The 21,986-nt window shown below is 35.2% G+C and carries 20 protein-coding genes and 2 pseudogenes; 15 read left to right on the plus strand and 7 right to left on the minus strand.

The genetic code is table 11. The annotated features are described in order from the left end of the window. Nucleotides 1-325: 325 nt before the first annotated feature. From COO03_RS01950 to COO03_RS01955, 3 genes are all read left to right on the plus strand, one after another. On the plus strand, nucleotides 326-1,603 hold the full coding sequence (locus COO03_RS01950; protein ID WP_097894797.1) for a helix-turn-helix transcriptional regulator: 1,278 nt from the start codon (nucleotides 326-328) through the stop codon (nucleotides 1,601-1,603). Continuing rightward, nucleotides 1,600-1,728 (plus strand): NprX family peptide pheromone, encoded by a 129-nt coding sequence (locus tag COO03_RS26275; protein ID WP_141523107.1) that lies wholly within the window; start codon nucleotides 1,600-1,602, stop codon nucleotides 1,726-1,728. Before COO03_RS01950 ends, COO03_RS26275 begins: the two co-directional genes overlap by 4 nt. Nucleotides 1,729-1,905: 177 nt before the next feature. After that, on the plus strand, nucleotides 1,906-3,606 hold the full coding sequence (locus COO03_RS01955) for a M4 family metallopeptidase (RefSeq protein WP_097894798.1): 1,701 nt from the start codon (nucleotides 1,906-1,908) through the stop codon (nucleotides 3,604-3,606). Between the two features lie 29 nt (nucleotides 3,607-3,635). Here the strand turns inward: COO03_RS01955 and COO03_RS01960 are convergent, their stop codons facing one another. After that, a complete protein-coding gene (locus COO03_RS01960) occupies nucleotides 3,636-4,184 on the minus strand; it encodes a TVP38/TMEM64 family protein (protein WP_097894799.1) in 549 nt (182 codons plus the stop codon). A 144-nt stretch (nucleotides 4,185-4,328) separates the two neighbouring features. On the opposite strand from COO03_RS01960, the gene COO03_RS01965 reads away from it, so the two are divergent. The 5 genes from COO03_RS01965 to COO03_RS01985 all read left to right on the plus strand — a co-directional run bounded on the left by COO03_RS01965 (nucleotide 4,329) and on the right by COO03_RS01985 (nucleotide 8,296). After that, nucleotides 4,329-4,631, plus strand: coding sequence for a metal-sensing transcriptional repressor (locus COO03_RS01965; RefSeq protein WP_097894800.1), 303 nt, complete (start codon nucleotides 4,329-4,331; stop codon nucleotides 4,629-4,631). A 16-nt stretch (nucleotides 4,632-4,647) separates the two neighbouring features. Further along, a complete protein-coding gene (locus COO03_RS01970) occupies nucleotides 4,648-7,038 on the plus strand; it encodes a heavy metal translocating P-type ATPase (protein WP_097894801.1) in 2,391 nt (796 codons plus the stop codon). 90 nt (nucleotides 7,039-7,128) lie between these two features. Next, nucleotides 7,129-7,332, plus strand: a complete 204-nt coding sequence (gene copZ / locus COO03_RS01975; RefSeq protein WP_097894802.1) for a copper chaperone CopZ — start codon at nucleotides 7,129-7,131, stop codon at nucleotides 7,330-7,332. A 109-nt stretch (nucleotides 7,333-7,441) separates the two neighbouring features. After that, nucleotides 7,442-7,960 carry an RNase A-like domain-containing lipoprotein gene (locus tag COO03_RS01980; protein ID WP_141523108.1) on the plus strand — a complete coding sequence of 173 codons (519 nt, stop codon included), beginning with the start codon at nucleotides 7,442-7,444 and terminating at the stop codon, nucleotides 7,958-7,960. A gap of 63 nt (nucleotides 7,961-8,023) precedes the next feature. After that, nucleotides 8,024-8,296, plus strand: a complete 273-nt coding sequence (locus COO03_RS01985) for a hypothetical protein (protein WP_097894804.1) — start codon at nucleotides 8,024-8,026, stop codon at nucleotides 8,294-8,296. Nucleotide 8,297: 1 nt separating this feature from the next. Here the strand turns inward: COO03_RS01985 and COO03_RS01990 are convergent, their stop codons facing one another. The 4 genes and pseudogenes from COO03_RS01990 to COO03_RS28085 form a co-directional block, all read right to left on the minus strand. Next, complete coding sequence (locus COO03_RS01990) at nucleotides 8,298-9,554, minus strand: VanW family protein (protein ID WP_097894805.1); 1,257 nt, start codon at nucleotides 9,552-9,554, stop codon at nucleotides 8,298-8,300. Nucleotides 9,555-9,800: 246 nt separating this feature from the next. Then, nucleotides 9,801-10,817 carry an LCP family glycopolymer transferase gene (locus tag COO03_RS01995; RefSeq protein WP_097894806.1) on the minus strand — a complete coding sequence of 339 codons (1,017 nt, stop codon included), beginning with the start codon at nucleotides 10,815-10,817 and terminating at the stop codon, nucleotides 9,801-9,803. A 189-nt stretch (nucleotides 10,818-11,006) separates the two neighbouring features. Further along, a pseudogene (locus COO03_RS26785) lies at nucleotides 11,007-11,245 on the minus strand (nucleoside transporter C-terminal domain-containing protein); the annotation flags it as partial. A 57-nt stretch (nucleotides 11,246-11,302) separates the two neighbouring features. Then, a pseudogene (locus COO03_RS28085) lies at nucleotides 11,303-11,401 on the minus strand (hypothetical protein); the annotation flags it as partial. Nucleotides 11,402-11,497: 96 nt separating this feature from the next. Here COO03_RS28085 and gloA2 point away from each other — a divergent pair. The 3 genes from gloA2 (at nucleotide 11,498) to aspA (ending at nucleotide 15,090) form a co-directional block, all read left to right on the plus strand. Next, on the plus strand, nucleotides 11,498-11,884 hold the full coding sequence (gene gloA2, locus COO03_RS02010) for an SMU1112c/YaeR family gloxylase I-like metalloprotein (protein ID WP_097894809.1): 387 nt from the start codon (nucleotides 11,498-11,500) through the stop codon (nucleotides 11,882-11,884). 108 nt (nucleotides 11,885-11,992) lie between these two features. Further along, on the plus strand, nucleotides 11,993-13,288 hold the full coding sequence (locus tag COO03_RS02015; RefSeq protein WP_097894810.1) for a hemolysin family protein: 1,296 nt from the start codon (nucleotides 11,993-11,995) through the stop codon (nucleotides 13,286-13,288). Nucleotides 13,289-13,656: 368 nt separating this feature from the next. Beyond that, on the plus strand, nucleotides 13,657-15,090 hold the full coding sequence (gene aspA, locus COO03_RS02020; RefSeq protein WP_097894811.1) for an aspartate ammonia-lyase: 1,434 nt from the start codon (nucleotides 13,657-13,659) through the stop codon (nucleotides 15,088-15,090). Nucleotides 15,091-15,199: 109 nt separating this feature from the next. Here aspA and COO03_RS02025 read toward each other — a convergent pair whose 3' ends face one another. Both COO03_RS02025 and COO03_RS02030 read right to left on the minus strand, forming a co-directional pair. Continuing rightward, nucleotides 15,200-16,813 carry an L-lactate permease gene (locus COO03_RS02025; RefSeq protein ID WP_097894812.1) on the minus strand — a complete coding sequence of 538 codons (1,614 nt, stop codon included), beginning with the start codon at nucleotides 16,811-16,813 and terminating at the stop codon, nucleotides 15,200-15,202. 284 nt (nucleotides 16,814-17,097) lie between these two features. Then, nucleotides 17,098-17,640, minus strand: coding sequence for a TlpA disulfide reductase family protein (locus COO03_RS02030; RefSeq protein ID WP_373605235.1), 543 nt, complete (start codon nucleotides 17,638-17,640; stop codon nucleotides 17,098-17,100). Nucleotides 17,641-18,031: 391 nt separating this feature from the next. Here COO03_RS02030 and COO03_RS02040 point away from each other — a divergent pair, with 391 nt between their 5' ends. From COO03_RS02040 to COO03_RS02055, 4 genes are all read left to right on the plus strand, one after another. After that, nucleotides 18,032-18,319 (plus strand): ArsR/SmtB family transcription factor, encoded by a 288-nt coding sequence (locus COO03_RS02040; protein ID WP_001075218.1) that lies wholly within the window; start codon nucleotides 18,032-18,034, stop codon nucleotides 18,317-18,319. Between the two features lie 114 nt (nucleotides 18,320-18,433). After that, a complete protein-coding gene (locus COO03_RS02045) occupies nucleotides 18,434-18,613 on the plus strand; it encodes an acid-soluble spore protein H (RefSeq protein ID WP_097894814.1) in 180 nt (59 codons plus the stop codon). Between the two features lie 348 nt (nucleotides 18,614-18,961). Beyond that, nucleotides 18,962-20,329 carry an APC family permease gene (locus COO03_RS02050; RefSeq protein ID WP_097894815.1) on the plus strand — a complete coding sequence of 456 codons (1,368 nt, stop codon included), beginning with the start codon at nucleotides 18,962-18,964 and terminating at the stop codon, nucleotides 20,327-20,329. 10 nt (nucleotides 20,330-20,339) lie between these two features. Next, nucleotides 20,340-21,956, plus strand: coding sequence for an amidohydrolase (locus COO03_RS02055; RefSeq protein WP_097894816.1), 1,617 nt, complete (start codon nucleotides 20,340-20,342; stop codon nucleotides 21,954-21,956). Nucleotides 21,957-21,986 lie beyond the last annotated feature (30 nt).

The following is a 21,986-nucleotide window of genomic DNA, read 5'->3' on the forward strand; positions in this document are numbered from 1 at the left end:
TCAATTAAAATACTGACATAACCCCCTTTTTTTAGGTGGGAGAGAGCATCTGGCCATGCATAGAAGCGGTCAGAGCCTTTTTCTGCCACATACGAGGCAAAAACCGAAAGAATAAACGAGTGTAGGTTACTTCTTATTCTGCATGGCAAGGATTTAGATGTCGAAAAATTAAAATGGATTTATATAGGTAAGAAATTTAGTAGTTTAGGGGAGAATGAAATGAATCACCGGATATTTTTTAGAAAATTTAAATTTATTAATTTATATTTTCTTTAGTTTTATGTATTATTAAAGTAGTGAGGGTAAATAAGAATGGAGGAGGACAATGCAACAATCGCTAGAGAAAATTGGAAAACAAGTTTTTTATAAAAGGCTACAGCAAAAAATGACACAAGAAGAATTATGTCAGGGCATTTGTTCCGTCTCATATTTAAGTAAGATTGAAAATGGAAAGATAGAAGCATCGGAGGAAATTGTGCAGCTACTCTGCGCGAGGTTAGAGATTGCTGTGTCGGATTTGAGAGATGTAGAAGAAGAAGTAAAAGAGAAGTTGGATGAGTGGTTAAATGCGTTGGTTCATTTGGATAAGGAACAGGTTGAACGCATCTACAAAGAATTACAAGATGAAATGAAGCATGTTTTAGATTTTGAAATTATAAATTATTATAACCTTCTTTATACCCGGTATTTAATTATGAAAAGGGATCTCCCGGCACTTGAAGAAGAACTAGAGAAGTTGAAGAAGATGTATAAGAAGTATTCACCATTTCAGAAGTTGTTGTATACGTATAGTAAGGCGCTATTATACTGCATGCAGTATAAATATAAACAGGCGCTGGAGTACCTATTAGACACAGAATCTATGGCGAAAGAACAAGGGTACTATGAAACTGGAATTTATTATAATTTGGCGCTTACGTATAGTCAGATGGAAATTGATCATATGACACTGTATTTCGCTAATGTTGCGTTAGAAGGGTTTCGAAATGAGTATAAGTTTAGGCATGTAATTAATTGTCAACTTTTAATCGCTTTTAGTTATATACGAAAAAAACAGTATAGTGAAGCTATGGAAATTTACAATCATATTTTAAGAGAGGCAAATTCTTTCGCGGATAAAGATAATATTATGTCAATTGCTTTAAATAATATTGGGTATTTATATTATCGTCAAAATAATTATGCGAAGGCGAAGGAATATTATTTAAAATGCATGCAGTATAAAAAGGAAGAAGATTTAAACTATATTGATGTTATGTATGAAATTTCTTTGCAATGTGTCCAGTTAAAAGAATTTGAGGAAGCGCGAGGATGGATTGAAAAGGGAATTTCCGCTGCTAGAAAAGATGATAGATATAAAAGTTTATTGTATTTATTATTGATTCTTCAGTATAAATATTTTGAGAAAACAGAAGTTTATAAGAAGTTTTTAGAGACAGAAGCGTTACCTTTTTTTAAAGCTGAAAAGAATATTAAAGATTTAAAGAAGGTGTATTTAGAACTTGCTGAATACTTCGAAGGGTTGTTGGAATTTCAAGAAAGTAATCGATATTATAAATTAGCAATTATGCTGTTAGAAGAAGAGGGAGGAATTATAGTATGAAAAAGATAATCTTAGGAACATTTGTGATTATGACGATGTTAGCGGTAGTATTCGACGTGCAGTATGCTTGGAAACCAGATAATTATGGTCAAGAAGTTAATTCGTCTCAATCAGTAAACTTATAATAACATTGAGAAAGGCCCTTTCCAAACAGAAAGGGCCTTTCTCAATAGTTGTTCCCCAAAATTCTACAAAACTTGAGAAATAAATTATTTGAATTTTCAATATATTAATATTAGAAACTTAATGCTAATATAAAACTACTCTTTTTCAAAAAAAATTTTTATTAGGGGGAAGGTTATATGAAAAAGAAGAGTTTAGCATTGGTGTTAGCGGCAGGGATGGCAGTTACAACATTTGGAGGGGCAAGCTCTGCATTCGCAGATTCAAAGAATGTGCTCTCTACAAAAAAGTACAATGAAGCAGTACAGTCACCTGAGTTTATTTCGGGTGATTTAACTGGGGCAACTGGAAAGAAAGCAGAATCGGTTGTGTTTGATTATTTAAATACGGCGAAGCAAGAGTATAAGTTAGGGGAAAAGAGTGCTGAGGATTCCTTTAAAGTGAAACAAGTGAAAAAGGATGCTGTAACTGATTCAACAGTGGTGCGTATGCAACAAGTATACGAAGGGACACCTGTATGGGGATCTACTCAACTAGCACATGTGAGCAAAGATGGTTCATTAAAAGTATTATCTGGAACGGTTGCACCAGATTTAGACAAGAAAGAAAAACTAAAAAATAAGAATAAGATTGAAGGCAAAAAAGCGATTGAAATTGCACAACAAGATTTAGGTTTCACACCGAAGTATGAGGTAGAACCAACAGCGGACTTATATGTGTACCAAAATGGTGAGGATACAACATATGCATATGTTGTAAAATTGAACTTCCTAGATCCAAAACCAGGAAACTATTATTATTTCATTGAGGCAGATAGCGGTAAAGTATTAAATAAATACAATACAATTGATCATGTAACAGGTGAGGATAAATCACCAATTAAGCAAGATGCTGTAAGGCAAGATGCGAAGGCGGTTGTTAAACCTGTAACGGGAACAAATAAAGTTGGGACAGGTACAGGTGTATTAGGGGATGCGAAATCGATTAATACTACATTGTCTGGCTCCACTTATTACTTACAAGATAATACACGTGGAGCACAAATCTTCACATATGATGCGAAAAATAGATCCACACTACCTGGAACGTTGTGGGCTGATACAGATAATATTTTCAATGCAAAATATGATGCAGCTGCAGTAGATGCTCATTATTATGCAGGTGTAACATATGATTACTATAAAAATACATTTAATCGCAATTCTATTAATGATGCAGGGGCTCCGTTAAAATCAACGGTCCACTACGGAAGCAATTACAATAATGCTTTCTGGAACGGTTCACAAATGGTATATGGAGATGGTGATGGAGTTACATTTACTTCATTATCTGGCGGAGTTGATGTAATTGGACATGAATTAACGCATGCTGTTACAGAAAATAGTTCAAATTTAATTTATCAAAATGAGTCAGGTGCGTTAAATGAAGCGGTTTCTGATATTTTTGGTACATTAGTAGAATACTATGATAATCGTAATCCAGATTGGGAAATCGGAGAAGACATTTATACACCAGGTAAAGCAGGGGATGCACTTCGTTCCATGAGTGATCCAACAAAGTATGGTGATCCAGATCATTATTCTAAGCGTTACACTGGTTCTAGCGATAACGGTGGTGTTCATACGAACAGCGGAATTATTAATAAAGCGGCTTATTTACTAGCGAATGGTGGTACACATTCTGGTGTAACTGTGAATGGTATTGGTAAAGATAAGCTAGGAGCAATCTATTATCGTGCAAATACACAATATTTCACTGAATCTACTACATTTAGTCAAGCTCGCGCTGGTTTAGTCCAAGCGGCAGCGGATTTATATGGTGCAAATTCGGCAGAAGCTACAGCGGTGAAGCAATCCTACGATGCAGTTGGTGTGAAATAAATAAAAAAAGGAGCAAATTGCTCCTTTTTTTATTTTTTCTTCTGCTTTTTCCATATATACAATAATCCAATACAACCGGCAATTGCTATAATCCACTTTACTTCACTTGTTCCGTTCATGACATAGTATGCCGAATATACTTCGATGAGTAGTGCTGGTATTTTACCAATTGTACTTGCAATGCTGAAAGAGAATAATGACATTTTTCCTAAAGCTGCAAATAAGGTGACGATGCCTGATGGAATGAATGGAACAAGTCGAAATGATAGAACGAGCAAAAATGCTTCTTTGCCTTGTACATAAAGAAGACGCTCTGCTTTTGGATAATGGTTCATTTTGTTATGGGTAAATTTTTGAAGCCCTAGTCGATAGAAATAAAATGAAACAATTGCGCCTAATGCCTCACCTGTGATCGAGATAATTGTTCCGTCTGTTAATCCGAAAAGCTGTATGTTAATTGCAGTTAAAAATATGCTTGGGATAACCCCAAGTAAGCTAATAATGATATTGAATAGGATGCTGAGTGGAATTGCAATTGTGTAATGCTCTGTAAGTAAATCTCGAATTATTTCTTGCATGTAGTTTTATCCTTTATCTTTTTTAGCATTACACCACATTTAGAGAATATAGACAAGTATGGATTTTTATAAAAATTTAATCGTAAAAACTTGTAATTAAATACCCCTTACGGGTATAATGTATACATGAGAGGGGGTATATTGGTGGGGCATTGTTCAAATCACGAAAAGATGGTTCCAAGAACGGATGAAGAAATTGAGAAAGTTGTAAAACGTTTAAGAAGAATTGAAGGTCAAGTTCGGGGTATTCAAAAGATGGTTGAAGACAATCGCTATTGTGTAGATGTACTTATTCAAGTTTCTGCGGTGCAAGCAGCGTTAAATAAAGTTGGTTTTTCATTGTTAGAGCGTCACACAAATCATTGTGTAGCTAAAGCGATTCAAGAAGGTGATGGAGATGCATCTATCCAAGAGTTAATGAAAGTCATCAAACAGTTCTCGAAATAGGGAGGAGATGGACTGTATGAGTAAAACAAAACAAATAACAGTTGGTATTGATGGAATGACGTGTTCCGCTTGTTCTGCGCGGATTGAGAAGGTGTTAAATAAACTAGATGGTGTAAAAGCAAATGTGAATTTAGCGATGGAACAAGCAACTGTTCAATATGATGAAGATGAGCAAACTGTAGAGGCGATTACAAATCGTATTGAGAAATTAGGATATGAAGTTCGAACGAAAAAAATAAATTTAGATATTGAAGGAATGACATGTGCTGCGTGTTCAAATCGTATTGAAAAAGTGATTCGTAAAATGGAAGGGATCGAAAATATTACTGTTAATCTAGCGATGAACACTGCAACAGTCGTATATAAAGATGGCCTTATTACAATAGAAACTATTTTAGAAAAAATAACGAAATTGGGATATAAAGGTAAGCTTCAAGAAAAATCGGGGTCTAATAAAAAAGAAGAGCAATTAAAAGGGAAACGAAAGCAGCTGTTTCTTTCTATTCTGTTATCATTACCACTTCTTTATACAATGATGTCACATATGCCCTTTGAAATTGGGCTACCGATGCCACACTTTTTAATGAACCCGTGGGTACAATTATTATTTGCAACACCAGTACAATTTTATATAGGTTCTCAATTTTATGTTGGGGCATATCGCTCGTTACGAAATAAGAGTGCGAATATGGATGTACTTGTTGTACTTGGTACATCAGCGGCATATTTTTATAGCCTATATGAAGGATTGAAAACATTACAGAATCCATCGTACTCACCGCAGCTTTATTTTGAAACAAGTGCAGTACTTATTACGCTCATTCTGGTCGGAAAATATTTTGAATCAGTTGCGAAAGGAAGAACAACAGAAGCGATTTCAAAATTATTAAATTTGCAAGCAAAAGAAGCATTGGTTATCCGTGATGGAAATGAAATGTTAATTCCAATTGAAAGTGTTGTCATTGGCGATACAATTGTTGTAAAACCGGGCGGAAAAATACCTGTAGACGGTATAGTGTTATCAGGTACATCCTCGGTTGATGAAGCGATGATTACAGGTGAATCTATTCCTGTGGAAAAGCAATCTGGAGATGCTGTAATAGGCGCAACCATTAATAAGAACGGTACGTTAACAATGCGTGCTGAAAAAATTGGGAAAGATACAGCACTTGCAAATATTATTAAAATTGTCGAAGAAGCCCAAGGATCCAAAGCGCCAATTCAGCGTATGGCAGATACAATTTCTGGTATATTTGTTCCGATAGTGGTAGGTGTTGCGGCAATTGCTTTTTTCATTTGGTATTTCGCGATTACACAACAAAATTTACCGCAATCACTTGAAGTTGCGATAGCAGTATTAGTAATTGCTTGTCCTTGTGCACTTGGTTTAGCAACACCAACATCTATTATGGTTGGCACTGGAAAAGGAGCAGAAAAAGGTATTCTCTTTAAAGGTGGAGAGTATTTAGAAGCAACACATAAAGTTAATGCGGTTTTACTAGATAAAACAGGAACTGTTACAAAAGGAAAACCGGAAGTGACGAATGTTATGAGTTTGCAGGATGATATGTTAACATTTGTTACGTCAGCAGAAAATGTTTCAGAACATCCATTGGCATCTGCGATTGTAGAATATGGAAAGCAAAAAGGAATTACTTTATTATCTGTAGAAGATTTTCGGGCAGTACCTGGACATGGGATAGAAGCTCGTATAGAAGGTAAGTCAGTTATTATTGGAACACGAAAATTAATGAGCAAACACAGTATTCATATAGCGGAGTATGAAGAAGTGATGAGCAAGCAGGAAGCTGATGGAGAAACAGTTATGCTTGTAGCGATTGCAGATCAATTTGCAGGAATGATTTCTGTGGCGGATACGATAAAAGAAAGTTCAAAAGAAGCCATTCATGCGATGAAATCTGCTGGAATTGATGTCTATATGGTAACAGGTGATAATAACCGAACTGCGGAAGCAATTGCAAAGCAGGTGGGTATTGAGCATGTTTATGCAGAAGTATTACCGGAGCAAAAGGCGAATATTGTGGAACAATTACAGCAGCAAGGTAAGTGCGTAGCGATGGTTGGAGATGGAATCAATGATGCGCCAGCATTAGCAAAAGCGGATATTGGAATGGCAATTGGAACAGGAGCGGATGTAGCAATTGAAGCAGCTGATGTTACATTAGTTGGAGGCGACTTAGGACACATTCCACAAGCGATTGATTTAAGTAAAAAAACAATGAAAAATATTCGTCAAAATTTATTCTGGGCTTTATTCTATAACGCAATTGGTATACCGATTGCAGCAAGTGGCTTATTAGAGCCTTGGGTAGCCGGAGCAGCGATGGCATTTAGTTCTGTTTCCGTTGTAACAAATGCTCTTCGGCTGAAGCGTGTGAAAATATAAATTGAGGATAGGTTTTTAAGGTAATGCAACTTATTATAAGTTGTACTACTAATAATAAATAAAAGATTTATAATTGAGGAGGAATTCAAAATGACTGTAACATTAAATGTACAAGGTATGACATGTAATCATTGTAAAATGGCTGTGACAAATGCATTGCAAGAACTAGCTGGTGTAAACAGCGTAGCAGTTGAATTGCAGGCAGGTATAGTAGAAGTTGAATACGATGAAGCAAAAGTAAATGTAGAACAGTTAAAGGATGCAATTGAAGAGCAAGGGTATGATATTGTATAAGTGAAATTTTTATATAAAGAACGTGTGGGATTTTGTAATTCTACACGTTTTTTTATGGGAAATTGACTTTTGCTGAAGTTATGATGATAATCATGAAAGAGGTGATATGATGAAACGATTAGGTAGTATTTTCCTTAGTGCGTTACTTGTAATGATCCTTATTTTAAGTGGTTGTGCGGGAAAAGAACAGAAAAAAGCGGATTTAAAAGAGAGCAACTCAGCATCAGTAGAAAAAATTAGTGACAATATTTTAGATGAAATGGAAGGTCCACCGAAAAACGGTCATACGATAGAAAAACATGTTGGAAAGACAGAAGAACAGTTAAAGGAAAGATTACGTACAGATAACGTATCAGCTGCAAGTACATATTACGATAAAGAAACAGCAACAAAAGCTGTAAAAGATAGTTTAAAGCAACACGAGCAGGAAATTGAGAAGTGGTTAAAGAATTCCAAAGAAAATCGTCTTGTGCTAAATACAAAACATTCATTTCCTGTTGGGAAAGCAGTATTAAAGAAAAATATGAGTGTACAAGACAAGCTTGTGAATACAGTTACTGTTTTAGCAAAGGATAAATCAGGATCATTAGGATTTAAGATTATTACTTCCTATCCGTCAGATAAGTAGAACTTGAATCAGTGGGGTATTATTACCCGTGAATAGCGGGATAAATAAGAAAGGAGGAGTAGCATGTATCCAACACTACAATATTTCTTTAAAGCATATTGTACGTTAAGTGTGCATGAAGAAGAAATAGTAGATGTAATGACAGAGTTTTTAGAACAAGAGGAACGAGAAGCCATTGGGAAGTTAGAGCATGAATTATCACATATGCAGGAGAAGGAAGCATGGGAAAAAGGGTGTGTATTAGCTGCTAAGCATGGAAAGCGCATATGGTCTTTAGAAGAAACGAAAGATCATATAGAGAAATTTATACAATTATTGCAAAATAAAAAGGCGTGAATCATCCCGCCTTTTTATATACACTTTTTGAAATTTGACCATTTGAAATGACTTCACCGTCTTTTGTTACTTTCTTATATGTGACAGCAGTGATGTTATTCCCAGTATCACTAATTACTTTGGATGAAACTTCCACATCTTTTCCAGTTGGTGTGCCGAAAATACGGGTAGTGATGCTACTACCATTAGAAACTGCTTGAATGTAAATATATTTGCCAGTATTATTTTTGAATTTTAAATCAGGCCCATAATCTGCTACAGCAGCATCTTGCCCAAGTGGTAAATAATGAACGGGCATAGAGTGATTACTCCGAGCGACAACTCCTAAATCAGCACGTAATGCAGCCCCATATAGCGTACTACTCACTTGACAAACACCGCCACCAGCGCTTTGTACAACTTTTCCCTGTAAGTATACAGCGGCGGATTTATAACCATGTGCTGCATCTGTAATACCAACTCGTTCATTGAAACTAAATGTTTCATCAGGTGCTACAATTACTCCGCTTAAAGTATTAGCAGCTTTATTTACATTAAAGGATTGACTTCCGTTTCGCCCAGCCATAGGAGTGGAATACTCAGCAATCACTTGTGTAATACCCATATTTTGCACGTCCTCTGTAGAGCGCTCGGGCTTTATTGAGGCAATCGGGAGCGTAATATCTTGTGTACCAGCAGTAATTGCTTGCTTAGTTAAGTCCGCTAATTTTTCTTTATCAATTTTTTCACCATTTTGACTTTGACTAATGTTTACAGTTGTTCCTGAGACACTTAATTCAGCATTAACAGGCTTTTTTAAGGTTTCATTATATTTGTCTTTTATAAAAGCTTCATAAGCAGCTGTATTTAACTGCGGTTTCAATTTATAGTCGCGTTTTAGTTCGCCACTTTCAGCTTGCTTTCGTATTTTATAGCGATCCATAATATTGCCTTTTTGTTCTTTAAAAATGTTTTCAACAATATCTTTTTCTTTATATTCTACACCTAGGTCTTTCCATGTATAGGCTTGTGTATCGTCTTGGAATATGTAGTTGAGAGATTTTTTGTTTAGCTCATCTACTTTTTGTTGAATAATTTCTTGAACTTCTTTTTTGCTCTTTCCATCAAGAGAAATACCTTCAAATGTAGTATGTGGTAGTACAGTCGTATCTAGTTGTGTATTTAATTTCGATACGTATTGATAACCACTAATTCCACCTGCACAAAGCAATAGCCCACCAGCAACGGCAGAACCGATAAGTAACGTGCGTAGTTTCATTTAATGCCCCCCCGAAATTAATGTATAAATTTATATGTATTCTGTTTTTCATATAATAATGATGCAAATAGTATTAGGTATGTACTAGTATACTATTATTTTCACTTGAAGTGTAATAAATATATAAAGATTGTTACATTTTTGTAACAATTGTCACTTTTTGTCGTTATTTGCGAAGGGAAATAAGGGGAGATGGGATGAAAATTATAATAAAAAGGCTGCTAGAATTCTCCAGCAGCCTTTTTGTTATAATTTTTTGTGCTCACTTTTATTCGTAACATCGAGATGTTGCTGTAATGTGGTAGATATATCGTGAACACTCTTTTCATCAGGAATGTAGTAATAGATACCATCTATATATTTATCGGAACCTTTTACTTGAAGCTTGTCCAACTTTAAATTTGAGCCCATTAAATTTGTTGTAATAGTCATCATGTCATCAAAATCCAGGTTTGTTTTTAGATCATGATCAACAGCATCTAATAAGTCACCAATTTTATTAATGGAATTGATGGATAGCGCTTTTTGAGCAATGGCTTCTAAAACAAGCTCCTGGCGCTGACCACGCATATAGTCGCTATCAATGTGACGAGTTCTTGCTAAAGCAAGTGCTTCCTCACCATTTAAATGTTGGCGTCCTTTTTTTAGATGGATAGCATCTGGCTCGTCTTTACTGTTTTGTTCTGTAAATTCAACTGGAACGTCTACATCGATGCCACCAAGAGAATCAACGATTTTTATAAATGATTTAAAGTTAAATTTAACATAATAATCAACAGGAACATTTAAAAAGTTCTCCACTGTATCAATTGTACTATCAACACCGCCAAATACATGAGCGTGTGTAATTTTATCTTGTTTATTACGGGATTTAATATAGACACGAGAGTCGCGTGGAATACTAACAAGTTTTACTGATTTGTCGTTTTTATTAATCGTGGCAAGTAATAGCGCATCTGTACGGGTTGCTTTGCCATAGTCTTTTTCGCGAATATCACTCTCATCAACACCCATAATGAGAACAGAGACATTATCTGTCATAGGTTTCACAGCTTTTTCACGTTTACTGGATTTATCTCCTCGGTCTAACTCGGAGTATGCATTGTTTACAACGGATTTTGCTTTGCTGTATATATGGAAGAAATAGCTCCCGCCCCCGATTGTTACGATAAGTAATGGAACGAGAATGAACCATAGCAGGCGTCTGTTTTTAATTCGCCTCTTTGAGGTTCTGTTATTTTTTTCTACATCGGATTTCATCATATGTTCTCCTTTAAATCTTTCAGTTTGTATATTTTCTTATGATGTGTAGATGAGACACATAAAAGATATTGTACGCTAAATAAAAGGAATTGTACATGTATAAAAAATAGATGTCTCGATTATTTATGAGACATCTATTCGTTATTGTATACAAAAGGGATGAATAAAAAAGGATTAAAATTTTCCTATTTAGAGCATAACACTTACAATAATTGCGGATAAAATACTAACAAGTGTTGCACCATACAACAACTTCAAGCTGAAACGAGCAACGACGTTTCTTTGTTCTTCATTCAATCCTTTTATAGCGCCTGAAATAATATCAATAGAGGAGAAGTTTGCAAAGGATACAGATACCTACTGTACGTGCAGATAAGCTGTTTGCAAGTTTGCTAAGATATCATGGCCACAAACTCATTTGTTACAAGCACAAGTCCAATTCTGGTATTTAATAATAAATAGGTCAAAATTAACTGTATAATAAGCATGATGAAAATGGGTCTGAATTTAATATGCTTTTTATTATTACTAGCAATGAAAGCAAGGAAAAAACAACAACAAGACCGAGAAAGAAAGTAACAAATTTCATAATAGGCCTCCTAAAAGAGGATTCTGTTACATAGGTTTTTTATTTCTAGAGAGAATATACCTGTTTAGTAAAGAGAGGAATGAGTGAAAGAATGAACATATCTAAAGTTCATCACATTGCAATTATTTGTTCTGACTATAAAACATCTAAAGAATTCTATACCAGGATTTTAGGATTTAAAGTAGTAAATGAAGTATACAGAAAAGAAAGGGATTCCTATAAATTAGATTTATGTGTAGGAGAACAATATCAAATTGAATTGTTTTCATTTCCAAACCCGCCAGAGCGTCCAAGTTTTCCAGAGGCAACAGGTCTTAGACACTTAGCATTTGCAGTGACGGATATAGATGAGGCAGTAAAACATCTAAATCGGTACGGAGTAGACACGGAACCAATACGTGTTGATGAAATAACAGGAAGACGGTTTGTATTTTTCCAAGACCCTGATTGTTTACCATTAGAATTATATGAGGAGTAAAAATTGGGGAATTTTATATAGGTTTGCTTTTTTACAAATGAAGAAACTAAAATAAAACTTCTTTTAAAAAGGAGGTGTAGCTTTAGCTAAGAAAAGCTAAAGGGTATTTTGGAGATTGTGAAATTAATGATGGTCGTTGTTCTGATTGCGTTAACTGGCTTTTTTGTAGCGATTGAATTTGCAATTATAAAGGTGCGTAGCAGTCGTATTAATCAGCTCGTAGATGAAAAAAAACGAGGGGCATTCGCAGCAAAGAAAGTCATTTCAAATTTAGATGAATATTTATCAGCCTGCCAGCTTGGAATTACCATTACAGCTTTAGGATTAGGGTGGTTAGGTGAACCAACGATAAAACATTTATTGGAACCGTTATTTCTGAAAATGGAACTTTTACCCGTAGTTTCTAGTACTGTGTCATTTATTATTGCATTTGCTGTTATTACATTTTTGCATGTTGTAATTGGTGAACTTGCACCTAAAACATTGGCTATTCAAAAAGCAGAACAAGTTAGCTTGTTATTATCTCAGCCACTTATTTATTTTTATCGGATTATGTATCCGTTTATTTGGGCTTTAAACGGATCGGCACGCCTTGTGACGGGGATATTTGGATTGCCCCCCGCTTCTGAACATGAAGTTGCACATTCAGAAGAAGAGTTAAGGCTTATTTTATCGGAGAGTTATGAGAGCGGAGAGATTAACCAGGCTGAGTTTAAATATGTAAATAATATTTTTGAATTTGATAATCGGCTCGCGAAAGAGATTATGGTCCCGCGTACTGAAATTGTTGGTTTATATGAAGATGAACCATTTGAGACGCATATTAAAATTATTGGACAAGAAAAATATACGAGATATCCTGTATTTGGAGAGGATAAAGATGAGATTATTGGAATGGTTAATGTAAAGGATTTATTTATTCGCTATATGGATGGCGGTCGAAATGAAGAATGTTCTATTACACCGTATACAAGACCTGTTATTGAAGTGTTAGAAAATATTCCAATTCATGATTTATTATTACAAATGCAGAAAAGACGCATTCCACTGGCAATTTTATATGATGAATACGGTGGTACTGCAGGAATCGTGACACTTGAAGATATTTTAGAGGAAATTGTCGGGGAAATTCGGGATGAATATGATGAGGATGAGTATCCACCGATAGAACATATAAGCGAAACATGTAAGATTGTAGAGGGAAAAGTACTGATTAGTGAAGTGAATGATTTATTTGGCCTACATTTAGTTGCTGATGATGTAGATACCATTGGTGGTTGGATTATGATGCAAAAACAAACAATTGTTGTAGGAGACATCATTGAGACGGGTGGTTGGAGTTTCAAAATTATTGAAAAAGACACGCATCAAATTAAACGTGTGGAAATAACGAAAGCTAATTAAATGTTAAAGAAGAATAGATAAGTACACATTGAAAAATCGACATAAAACCTTTCTTTTTAGGTGGGAGAGAGCATCCGGCCATGTATAGAAGCGGTCAGATCCTTTTTCTGCCCCATGCCAAGTGAAAACAAAGAGAGCAAACAAGTAGCGGTCACTTTTTGTTCTTCATAGCCGCGACTTATATGCTGGAAAATCAAAATGGATGTATATAGATGAAAAATGCGCAGAGAAGTTCAAATGTTTGCGCTTTCAGAAAGGGTGCTGTATAGTGAAGGAATATATGGAAATATTTCTCTTATTAAAATTATATTTTCATAGAAAAACCTTTGGAAATTATTGAGGTAGAATGAAAAGTATAGGTGATGAAAATGATAGCAACGAAAGACATACGGATAGAAAAAGATTTTTTAGGTGAGAAAGAAGTACCAAATGAAGCTTATTATGGTGTTCAAACATTGCGTGCGGTAGAAAACTTTCCTATTACGGGATATCGTATTCATAAATCACTCATTACTGCTATGGCGATTGTGAAAAAAGCGGCAGCACTTGCAAATATGGAGACGGGCTATTTACCAGAAAATATTGGGAAAGAAATTGCAGAAGCTGCGCAGGAAATTGTTGATGGAAAATTTCATGATCAGTTTATTGTAGATCCAATTCAGGGCGGGGCAGGAACTTCAATTAATATGAATACAAATGAAGTAATTGCAAACCGTGCATTAGAACGAATGAAGTGTGAAAAGGGAAATTATGCAACAATTAGTCCCAATACACATGTAAATATGGCACAATCAACAAATGATGCATTTCCAACAGGAATCCATATTGCAGCGTTAATGGTGCTGGAAGAGTTACTTGCTACAATGGAGGAACTTCACCTTGCTTTTACTAATAAAGCAAAAGAATTTGACCATGTGATTAAAATGGGACGTACTCATTTGCAAGATGCAGTTCCAATTCGTCTTGGTCAAGAATTCGAAGCGTATGGTCGTGTACTTGAGCGTGATATAAAGCGAATTAAACAGTCTCGTCAACACTTATATGAAGTAAATATGGGAGCAACGGCTGTTGGAACAGGGTTAAATGCAAATCCTATTTATATTGAGCGAGTTGTAAATCATTTGCGAAATCTTAGTGGTTTTCCACTTGTAGGTGCAGAGCATTTAGTCGATGCAACGCAAAATACAGATGCGTATACAGAAGTATCAGCAGCGCTGAAAGTGTGTATGATGAACATGTCTAAGATTGCAAATGACTTACGCATTATGGCATCTGGTCCAAGGGTTGGACTAGCTGAAATTCAATTGCCAGCTCGCCAACCAGGATCATCTATTATGCCAGGAAAAGTAAATCCAGTTATGGCAGAAGTTATTAACCAGGTGGCATTCCAAGTTATTGGTAATGACCATACAATTTGTTTAGCATCGGAAGCAGGGCAGCTAGAATTAAATGTAATGGAACCAGTGTTAGTTTTTAATTTGATTCAATCCATTAGCATTATGAATAATGCATTCCGTGTATTCCGTGAATATTGCATTGAGGGAATTACTGCGAATGAAGAATTGCTGAAACAATATGTTGAAAAAAGCGTTGGGATTATTACAGCAGTGAACCCTCATATTGGATATGAAGCGGCTTCTCGTATTGCTCGTGAAGCTATTGCGACAGGAAAATCAGTTCGAGAACTTTGTTTAGAACATGGTGTCTTAACAGAAGAAGAGCTCGATATTATTTTAGATCCACATGAAATGACGCATCCTGAAATAGCAGGTGCATCGTTATTAAAGAATAAAAAATCCTGATACACACGTATCAGGATTTTTTATTCAAATATCTCGAATGATTTCGTCTAGAAAAGAAAATGAAGAAACGATCCCTTTGTCAGGGATCGTTTTCAGATTTTAAAAAATATTAAAATATAGATTTAAGTTGCAGTAAGCTAATAATTACTAAGAAGATTAAGCTATATTTCATTGTTATTTTAAATAGCTCTGATTCTTTACCAACTATTCCAACTGCCGCGCAAGCTACAGCAACTGATTGTGGTGATACCATTTTTGCCATTGTACCGCCGACTACGTTTAAGGCAACAAGAGTAGAAGGCTCGATATTTATTTGAGCGGCTGTAACAGCTTGAAGAGGTGCAAATAGAGAGCCGCTGGATACTACAGAACCAGTTATGAATACGCCAATCCAACCTAAGATCGGAGATAAGATTGGGAATATATTCCCAGTAGATGATAAGGCTAATCCAAGAGTTGAAGACATACCAGAATAGTTTGTTACATATGCTAATGCGATTACGCTACAAATTGTATAAATTGGTGCTTTTAACTCTTTTAATGTTTCAATAGCTAATTCTTTTACTAATTTACCGTTTACGCGGTATACAAGTAAAGATACAATAATTGCAAGAACAATAGCAGTAGTTGTTGATGAGAATACATCTAATTTAAAGATTGCTGCAAATGGTGTATCTGCTTTAACAATTGGCGCTGTTTTAATCACGTGATTGTGCAGGCCAGGTACTTGAATATTCCATATTAAGTTACTTAATGCACCGTTTGGAGCGAATAAAGCTTTTACTACTTTTAAGTTAAAAATTGTTACAAATGCAGTTAAGAATACAAATGGTGACCAAGCGTATAAAATTTGTTTCATAGTATAATGAGGTTTTTCTTTTTTCTTTGCTTTCTCTTGTGTTGAAGATTTTGGCTGCCATACACGTAAGAATAATGATAATGCAATCATGCTGACTACAGCTGCGAAAATATCAGTAAGTTCTGCACCAAGGAAATATGTTACAACAAATTGTGTAATAGCAAATGCACCACCACTTACAATGATACCTTGCCAAGTTTCTTTAATTCCTTTTATACCATCTACCATTGCAACAAGTAAGAATGGTAGTACAAAGCTAATGAAAGGTAATAATGTTACAGTTTGACGACCAACAATTAATGGATCTATTTGTGTTAATTGAGCAGGTACTGTAACTGGAATACCCATTGCTCCCATCGCACCGCCGGCAATATTAGCAACTAAACAAATACCAGCTGCTTTTAATGGGTTAAAGCCCATACCTACAAGTAATGCTGCTGTAATTGCAACTGGTACACCGAAACCTGCTGCACCTTCTAAGAAAGCACCGAAAGAATAAGCGATTAACAAGACTTGAAGACGACGGTCGTTTGTAATACTAGAAATGCTATCACGAATGACGTTAAATTGCTCAGTTTTTACAGTTAGTTTGTAAAGGAAAATTGCTGCGATAACGATTGTACAAATTGGATAAAATCCAGCTACTACTCCAAATGCAGCTGATGATACCGCCATAGTTGCCGGCATTTTGTAAACAAGTATGGAAATAATGATTGCTAAAATTACACTATAAAGTCCTGATAAGTATCCTTTGATCTTAAATACTGTTAAACAAAGAACAAAAAATAAGATTGGAAGAGCAGCGACAAGTGCTGATAACCAAATATTGTTCAAAGGATCGTAAATCTGTGTCCAAGTACTCATAATAATGACAACTCCTATCTATAATATGTGAATGAATTCACATTATTTGTGAAACAATTCACAATCAACTTACATTGCTAAGTATATTCTCCTTCAACACTATTGTCAACGTAAAAAAGTATTATTATTCCATAATAGTGTTATCTGTAAAAAATCCGCTACATTTTGTTCATAAACTGGACAAAAAGAGTGCCCATCTGTTTTTGAGCACTCTTTTACTCTTCTATGTATAAGTAACCCCATCCTAAGATTTAAAAATGAGTAAGGAAGATTAAAGTTTCACTTTATAAATTCTTCGTGTATTCCTTCATATTTTCGTATGTCATCGGTCCTACATGTTTAAAACGAATAACTCCTTCTGTATCAAGAATAAAGGATGTTGGAATACTCATAATTTGATATGTTGCATTTGCTTGTCCTTTTGTGTCTAATAGAACAGGGAAAGTATATTTATTTTCTTGAAGGAATTGTTTCACATGAGCGGGATCTTGTTCACTAGCAGTTGCATTTACAGCAACAATCTCAATTTTGTCTTCTTTTGTATCATTATAGAACTTTTCAATATCAGGCATTTCTATCTTACATGGGCCACACCAACTTGCCCAAAAATTCAATATCACCTTTTTTCCTTTATAATCGGAAAGATGAACTTCTTTCCCATCAATTGTTTGTAGAAGAAAATTAGGTGCAATGTTGCCGATTTCTGTTCCGATTCGAAGATCAGATGCTGTAGTATGTTGTTCTTCTTTATCTTTAAGTACAAAGTTATGGATAATTGTCCAACCAAGTGCAATACTAATTAAGCCAATTAGGAACCACTTTTTAATTGTGAATCAGCCTCCTTACCAAAATTTCACTCTTTTTATCGTAACAAAGCTATTGCTAAGGGTCAAACAATTTTACAATGATATATCATTTAAGAACAATATCTTACAATATCATTACAGGAAGAAGTATGAAGGAAAAAATATGACAAGAAGGTTGATAAAACAGCATTTGTGAAGCAAAGTATTCCTATCCGTATGTTTTGCTTTTCACTATATCGTATAGTATAATATTCAAAATCAGCATGGATTTTTTCTGAAGTGTATGTTGATAAAAGGAGGAAGATAATTTTATTGTTTGAAGTTGATAAAGTTGTGTCGTAACAGGAAATATAAAGACAAATATATAAATAAATAAAGAGAAATATAAAAATGAAAAAATGAGGGGAACTTTATGAATCAAAACCAATTTGATTGTCGTATTTCAGAAGAGGATGTACAAATGTTGAGAGCACTAGCTCATCCACTACGTCTTCGTTTAGTAATGGAGCTTATGCAACGTGGAACATGTAATGTAACGCAATTACAGGAAGTGTTAGAAATTCCGCAATCGACTGTTTCACAGCATTTAACGAAATTAAAGCAGAATAAAGTTGTTCGTTTTGAGAGACGTGGCTTAGAAGTATATTATCAAGTGCATAATGACAAAGTAAGTGAAGTTGTAAAAACATTATTTTCATAAAATTTGAATATTTTGGAAAGAGGCGTATAGAAATATACGTCTTTTCTTATGGAATATATTTAAACGGGATATGACAAGCTAGAAAAGGGGGAATAAGTAAAAGGAGGAAAACTAATGGATATAAAGCGTGTGAAACAAATTTTGTCGTCTTCAAGCCGAATCAATGTTACATATCAAGGTGTACCAGTTTGGATTGAAAGTTGTGATGAAGAGCGCGGAATTGCAGATGTACATGATGTGGATACTCCACATGAAACAGTACAAGTGGATATTACGGCGTTAGAGGAGCGATAAAAAACGGAAGTTAGCTTTCAGGAGCTAACTTCCGTTTTTTATTTATCCCGTTATTTGCGGGATAAACGACCCGTAAAAGTCCGATTGGTGATGGAAGTTTCACTTTATCCCATAGTTATAGACTATTGAACTACCCCCACCTTCACTTCGTTTAGAGGAGGGGGCCTTCTCGGTTAAAATGATAAAAGTATGCAGCAATTCATAGGTTATGCAAATTAGTATACTTTTTGTGAAATAAACCATTGTTTTTTTCAGTTTACAGCATGGGAAAGCAGTGTTTTTGCTATGTAGTGACAAATTGGAACATAATTTGCATAGACCAATTACAAAGAGGAAGGGGGTTGAAAAGTGAAGAATGATATTAAGTTAAAGCGCTCGTTGAATTTTTTTCAGCTTGTATTATTAGGTTTAGCTTATATGGCTCCATTAACAGTGTTTACTACATTTGGCGTTGTAGAATCTTTATCAAAAGGGGTAATCCCAACAGCTTATATACTTGCGCTATGTGCAATGTTGTTTACAGCATATAGTTATGGACAAATGACGAAAGCTTATCCAGTTTCTGGATCTGCTTATACGTATACGCAAAAATCATTGAGTCCAGGACTAGGTTTCATGGTTGGTTGGGTGATTTTGATGGATTACTTGTTTATTCCAATGATCAATTTCCTCATTATTGCACTGTATCTCTCTGAATATCTTCCTTCTATTCCTTCTAGTATATGGATTATAACGATGATTGTAATTGTGACTGTAATCAATATTGTAGGAACAAAAGTAACGATTACAATGAATATGCTTTTTTTAGGTTTCCAATATATTGTATTAATTTCGTTTTGCGTTTTATGTGTTATATCTCTTCTCAAGGGGACTGGGGAGGGAACCGTATTTTCATTAAAACCGTTTGTAAATCCCGACTCTTCCATTTTCGCTGCGTTTTCAGGTGCTTCAGTTCTTTGTTTATCTTTTTTAGGATTTGATGCATTAACAACTTTTGCAGAAGAAACAGTTCAACCAACAAAAACGATTCCGAAAGCGATATTTTTTGTAATTGGTTGCTCAGGCATTTGCTATATTATTGTTTCTTATCTTGCACACTTAGTACACCCAGATTATTTATCTTTCAAAAGTTTAGATACAGCAGCTGCTGAAATCGCTAGAATGATAGGCGGGAATTTATTTAACGCTTTATTTCTTGCAGGAATGATTGTAACCGCATTCACTTCAGCTTTAGCCTCTCACGCCAGCGTTTCGCGTATTTTATATGCAATGGGAAGGGATTCAGTACTGCCGAAAACATTCTTTTCCTACATACATCCACGTTTTCAAACACCTATCAAAAATATTGTTTTAGTAAGTATCTTTGCTTTGGCAGCACTATTTACTGACCTTGTTACAATTACGTCTTTTATTAATTTTGGTGCATTGATCGCGTTTACATTTGTGAACATTTCCGTTATTGCACATTATTTTATCAAGGGACGTCAAAGGTCTTTAAAATGTACAATTTTATATTTTGTAATCCCGCTAATTGGTGCAGGTATAACGATTAAATTATGGAGTGATTTAGATAAGATGTCTATGATGCTAGGAGGAATATGGGCACTTGTTGGAATTGTTTATCTACTATATATAACAAAATTATTCCGTGTTCAACCACCACAAATGAATTTTGATGAATCACAGAAAGAAGATGGACAAGAATTATCTGTTTAGGAGGAGAATGATGAAGAAAAAAGCAGATGTTATTTTAAGTAGTAATGCAGTATTTACGGGAATAGAAGAAACTCCTATCTCAGCTTCAATTATTATTAAGGATAATAAAATTATTGCTCTTGCTCCAAAAGGAAACATTCAAGACTATGTAGATGCTGACACCATTATACATGATTTTGAAAATCAGCTTATTATACCCGGGTTTCATGATTTTCATATTCATTTGATGCTCGGAAGCTTAGTCAATGAAGGAGTACAATTGATCCATGCACGTTCAGCTAGAGATGTTGCAAAGCTTGTAAAGGAACATGCTGATGGAAATGAAAATGCACCTTGTGTGATCGGAAGCAGCTGGGAGCAAAATTTGTGGGAATGCCAGGAAGAACCGCATCGAAATATATTAGATGAATACATTGCAGACCGGCCGGTATTTTTATATCATGCTGAGTTCCATAGTGCTTGGCTAAACAGTAAAGCACTAGAAATGGCAGGGATTCATAGAGGAACAAAAAATCCACCGTATGGAGAAATTGTGAAAGATAAGAATGGTGAGCCAACAGGAATTTTAAAGGAGAATGCAGTAGGATTAGCAACAAATGTATTACAGTTTAATCCAGAACGTAATAGAGTACTGCTTCAGCGTTTTTTAAGCGAAGCTGCAAAATGTGGCGTAACCTCTGTGCATGATTTATTGAGAATACCTGAAATGAGTGTGGAAGAAGCTGAACTATATGATGAATTTGAAAAAGAAGGCAAGTTAACAACAAGGGTTCATTTTGTTGCTCCTCTGAATGGTGATGTAAACTTAGCGAAAGGTTTAAATGAAACGTACCGCTCTAATATGGTTCAATTTTGTGGATTTAAACAATTTATCGATGGCGTAACCACAAGCTATACTGCTTATTTGCTTGAACCATATTGCAATGAGACGACAAAGGGACATACTACTTATCCTCCAGAAATAATAAAGAAATGGACAGTGGATGCTGATAAAGAAGGATTTCGTGTAAGGTTCCATGCGATTGGGGATGGGGCTGTACGTTTAGCGTTAGATGCTTTTGAAGAGGCTCAAAGACAAAATGGTAAAAGAGATGCAAGACACGCAATTGAGCATGTTGAAATGATTCATCCAAGTGATATTGAGAGATTTCAAAAGTTAGGTGTACTGGCGTCTATTCAGCCGGAGCATATTAATCTGACAAGTAAAGAAGTATATACAAATTTAATTGGGTCAGAAAGAATGCAACACAACTATTTGATGAAAACATTAATGGATTCAGGTACTATGCTCGTATTTGGAAGTGATTATCCTGTTGTTACATTAAATCCACTGCCAGAGATTTATCGAGCTGTAACAAGATTAGATGATCAAGGTGTAGTGTGGAATTCACAGGAGAGAATTTCTTTAGCTGAAGCTTTACGAGCATACACATACGCTCCTGCATATGCTTCATTTCGTGAAGATGAACTTGGGACGATAGAAGAGGGGAAATTAGCTGACATAGTCGTATTGGATCGGAATTTATTCGCTGTACCTGTGACAGAAATTAAAGAGGCTACAGTTGTTTTCACAATGGTAGATGGGAACATTGTCTTCCAAGCTGAAAAACAAAGTATCAAACACTAATAGCAAGAGGAAAGAAAAGGATAGGACATT

Origin of the sequence: Bacillus sp. AFS098217 (assembly GCF_002551815.1) — a bacterium.
GTDB lineage: Bacteria > Bacillota > Bacilli > Bacillales > Bacillaceae_G > Bacillus_A.

Coding starts and splice junctions, on each gene's coding strand:
- COO03_RS01950 (WP_097894797.1), top strand. CDS start 326: ATGCAACAATCGCTAGAGAAAATTGGAAAACAAGTTTTTTATAAAAGG.
- COO03_RS26275 (WP_141523107.1), top strand. CDS start 1,600: ATGAAAAAGATAATCTTAGGAACATTTGTGATTATGACGATGTTAGCG.
- COO03_RS01955 (WP_097894798.1), top strand. CDS start 1,906: ATGAAAAAGAAGAGTTTAGCATTGGTGTTAGCGGCAGGGATGGCAGTT.
- COO03_RS01960 (WP_097894799.1), bottom strand. CDS start 4,184: ATGCAAGAAATAATTCGAGATTTACTTACAGAGCATTACACAATTGCA.
- COO03_RS01970 (WP_097894801.1), top strand. CDS start 4,648: ATGAGTAAAACAAAACAAATAACAGTTGGTATTGATGGAATGACGTGT.
- copZ (WP_097894802.1), top strand. CDS start 7,129: ATGACTGTAACATTAAATGTACAAGGTATGACATGTAATCATTGTAAA.
- COO03_RS01980 (WP_141523108.1), top strand. CDS start 7,442: ATGAAACGATTAGGTAGTATTTTCCTTAGTGCGTTACTTGTAATGATC.
- COO03_RS01985 (WP_097894804.1), top strand. CDS start 8,024: ATGTATCCAACACTACAATATTTCTTTAAAGCATATTGTACGTTAAGT.
- COO03_RS01990 (WP_097894805.1), bottom strand. CDS start 9,554: ATGAAACTACGCACGTTACTTATCGGTTCTGCCGTTGCTGGTGGGCTA.
- COO03_RS01995 (WP_097894806.1), bottom strand. CDS start 10,817: ATGATGAAATCCGATGTAGAAAAAAATAACAGAACCTCAAAGAGGCGA.
- gloA2 (WP_097894809.1), top strand. CDS start 11,498: ATGAACATATCTAAAGTTCATCACATTGCAATTATTTGTTCTGACTAT.
- aspA (WP_097894811.1), top strand. CDS start 13,657: ATGATAGCAACGAAAGACATACGGATAGAAAAAGATTTTTTAGGTGAG.
- COO03_RS02025 (WP_097894812.1), bottom strand. CDS start 16,813: ATGAGTACTTGGACACAGATTTACGATCCTTTGAACAATATTTGGTTA.
- COO03_RS02040 (WP_001075218.1), top strand. CDS start 18,032: ATGAATCAAAACCAATTTGATTGTCGTATTTCAGAAGAGGATGTACAA.
- COO03_RS02045 (WP_097894814.1), top strand. CDS start 18,434: ATGGATATAAAGCGTGTGAAACAAATTTTGTCGTCTTCAAGCCGAATC.
- COO03_RS02055 (WP_097894816.1), top strand. CDS start 20,340: ATGAAGAAAAAAGCAGATGTTATTTTAAGTAGTAATGCAGTATTTACG.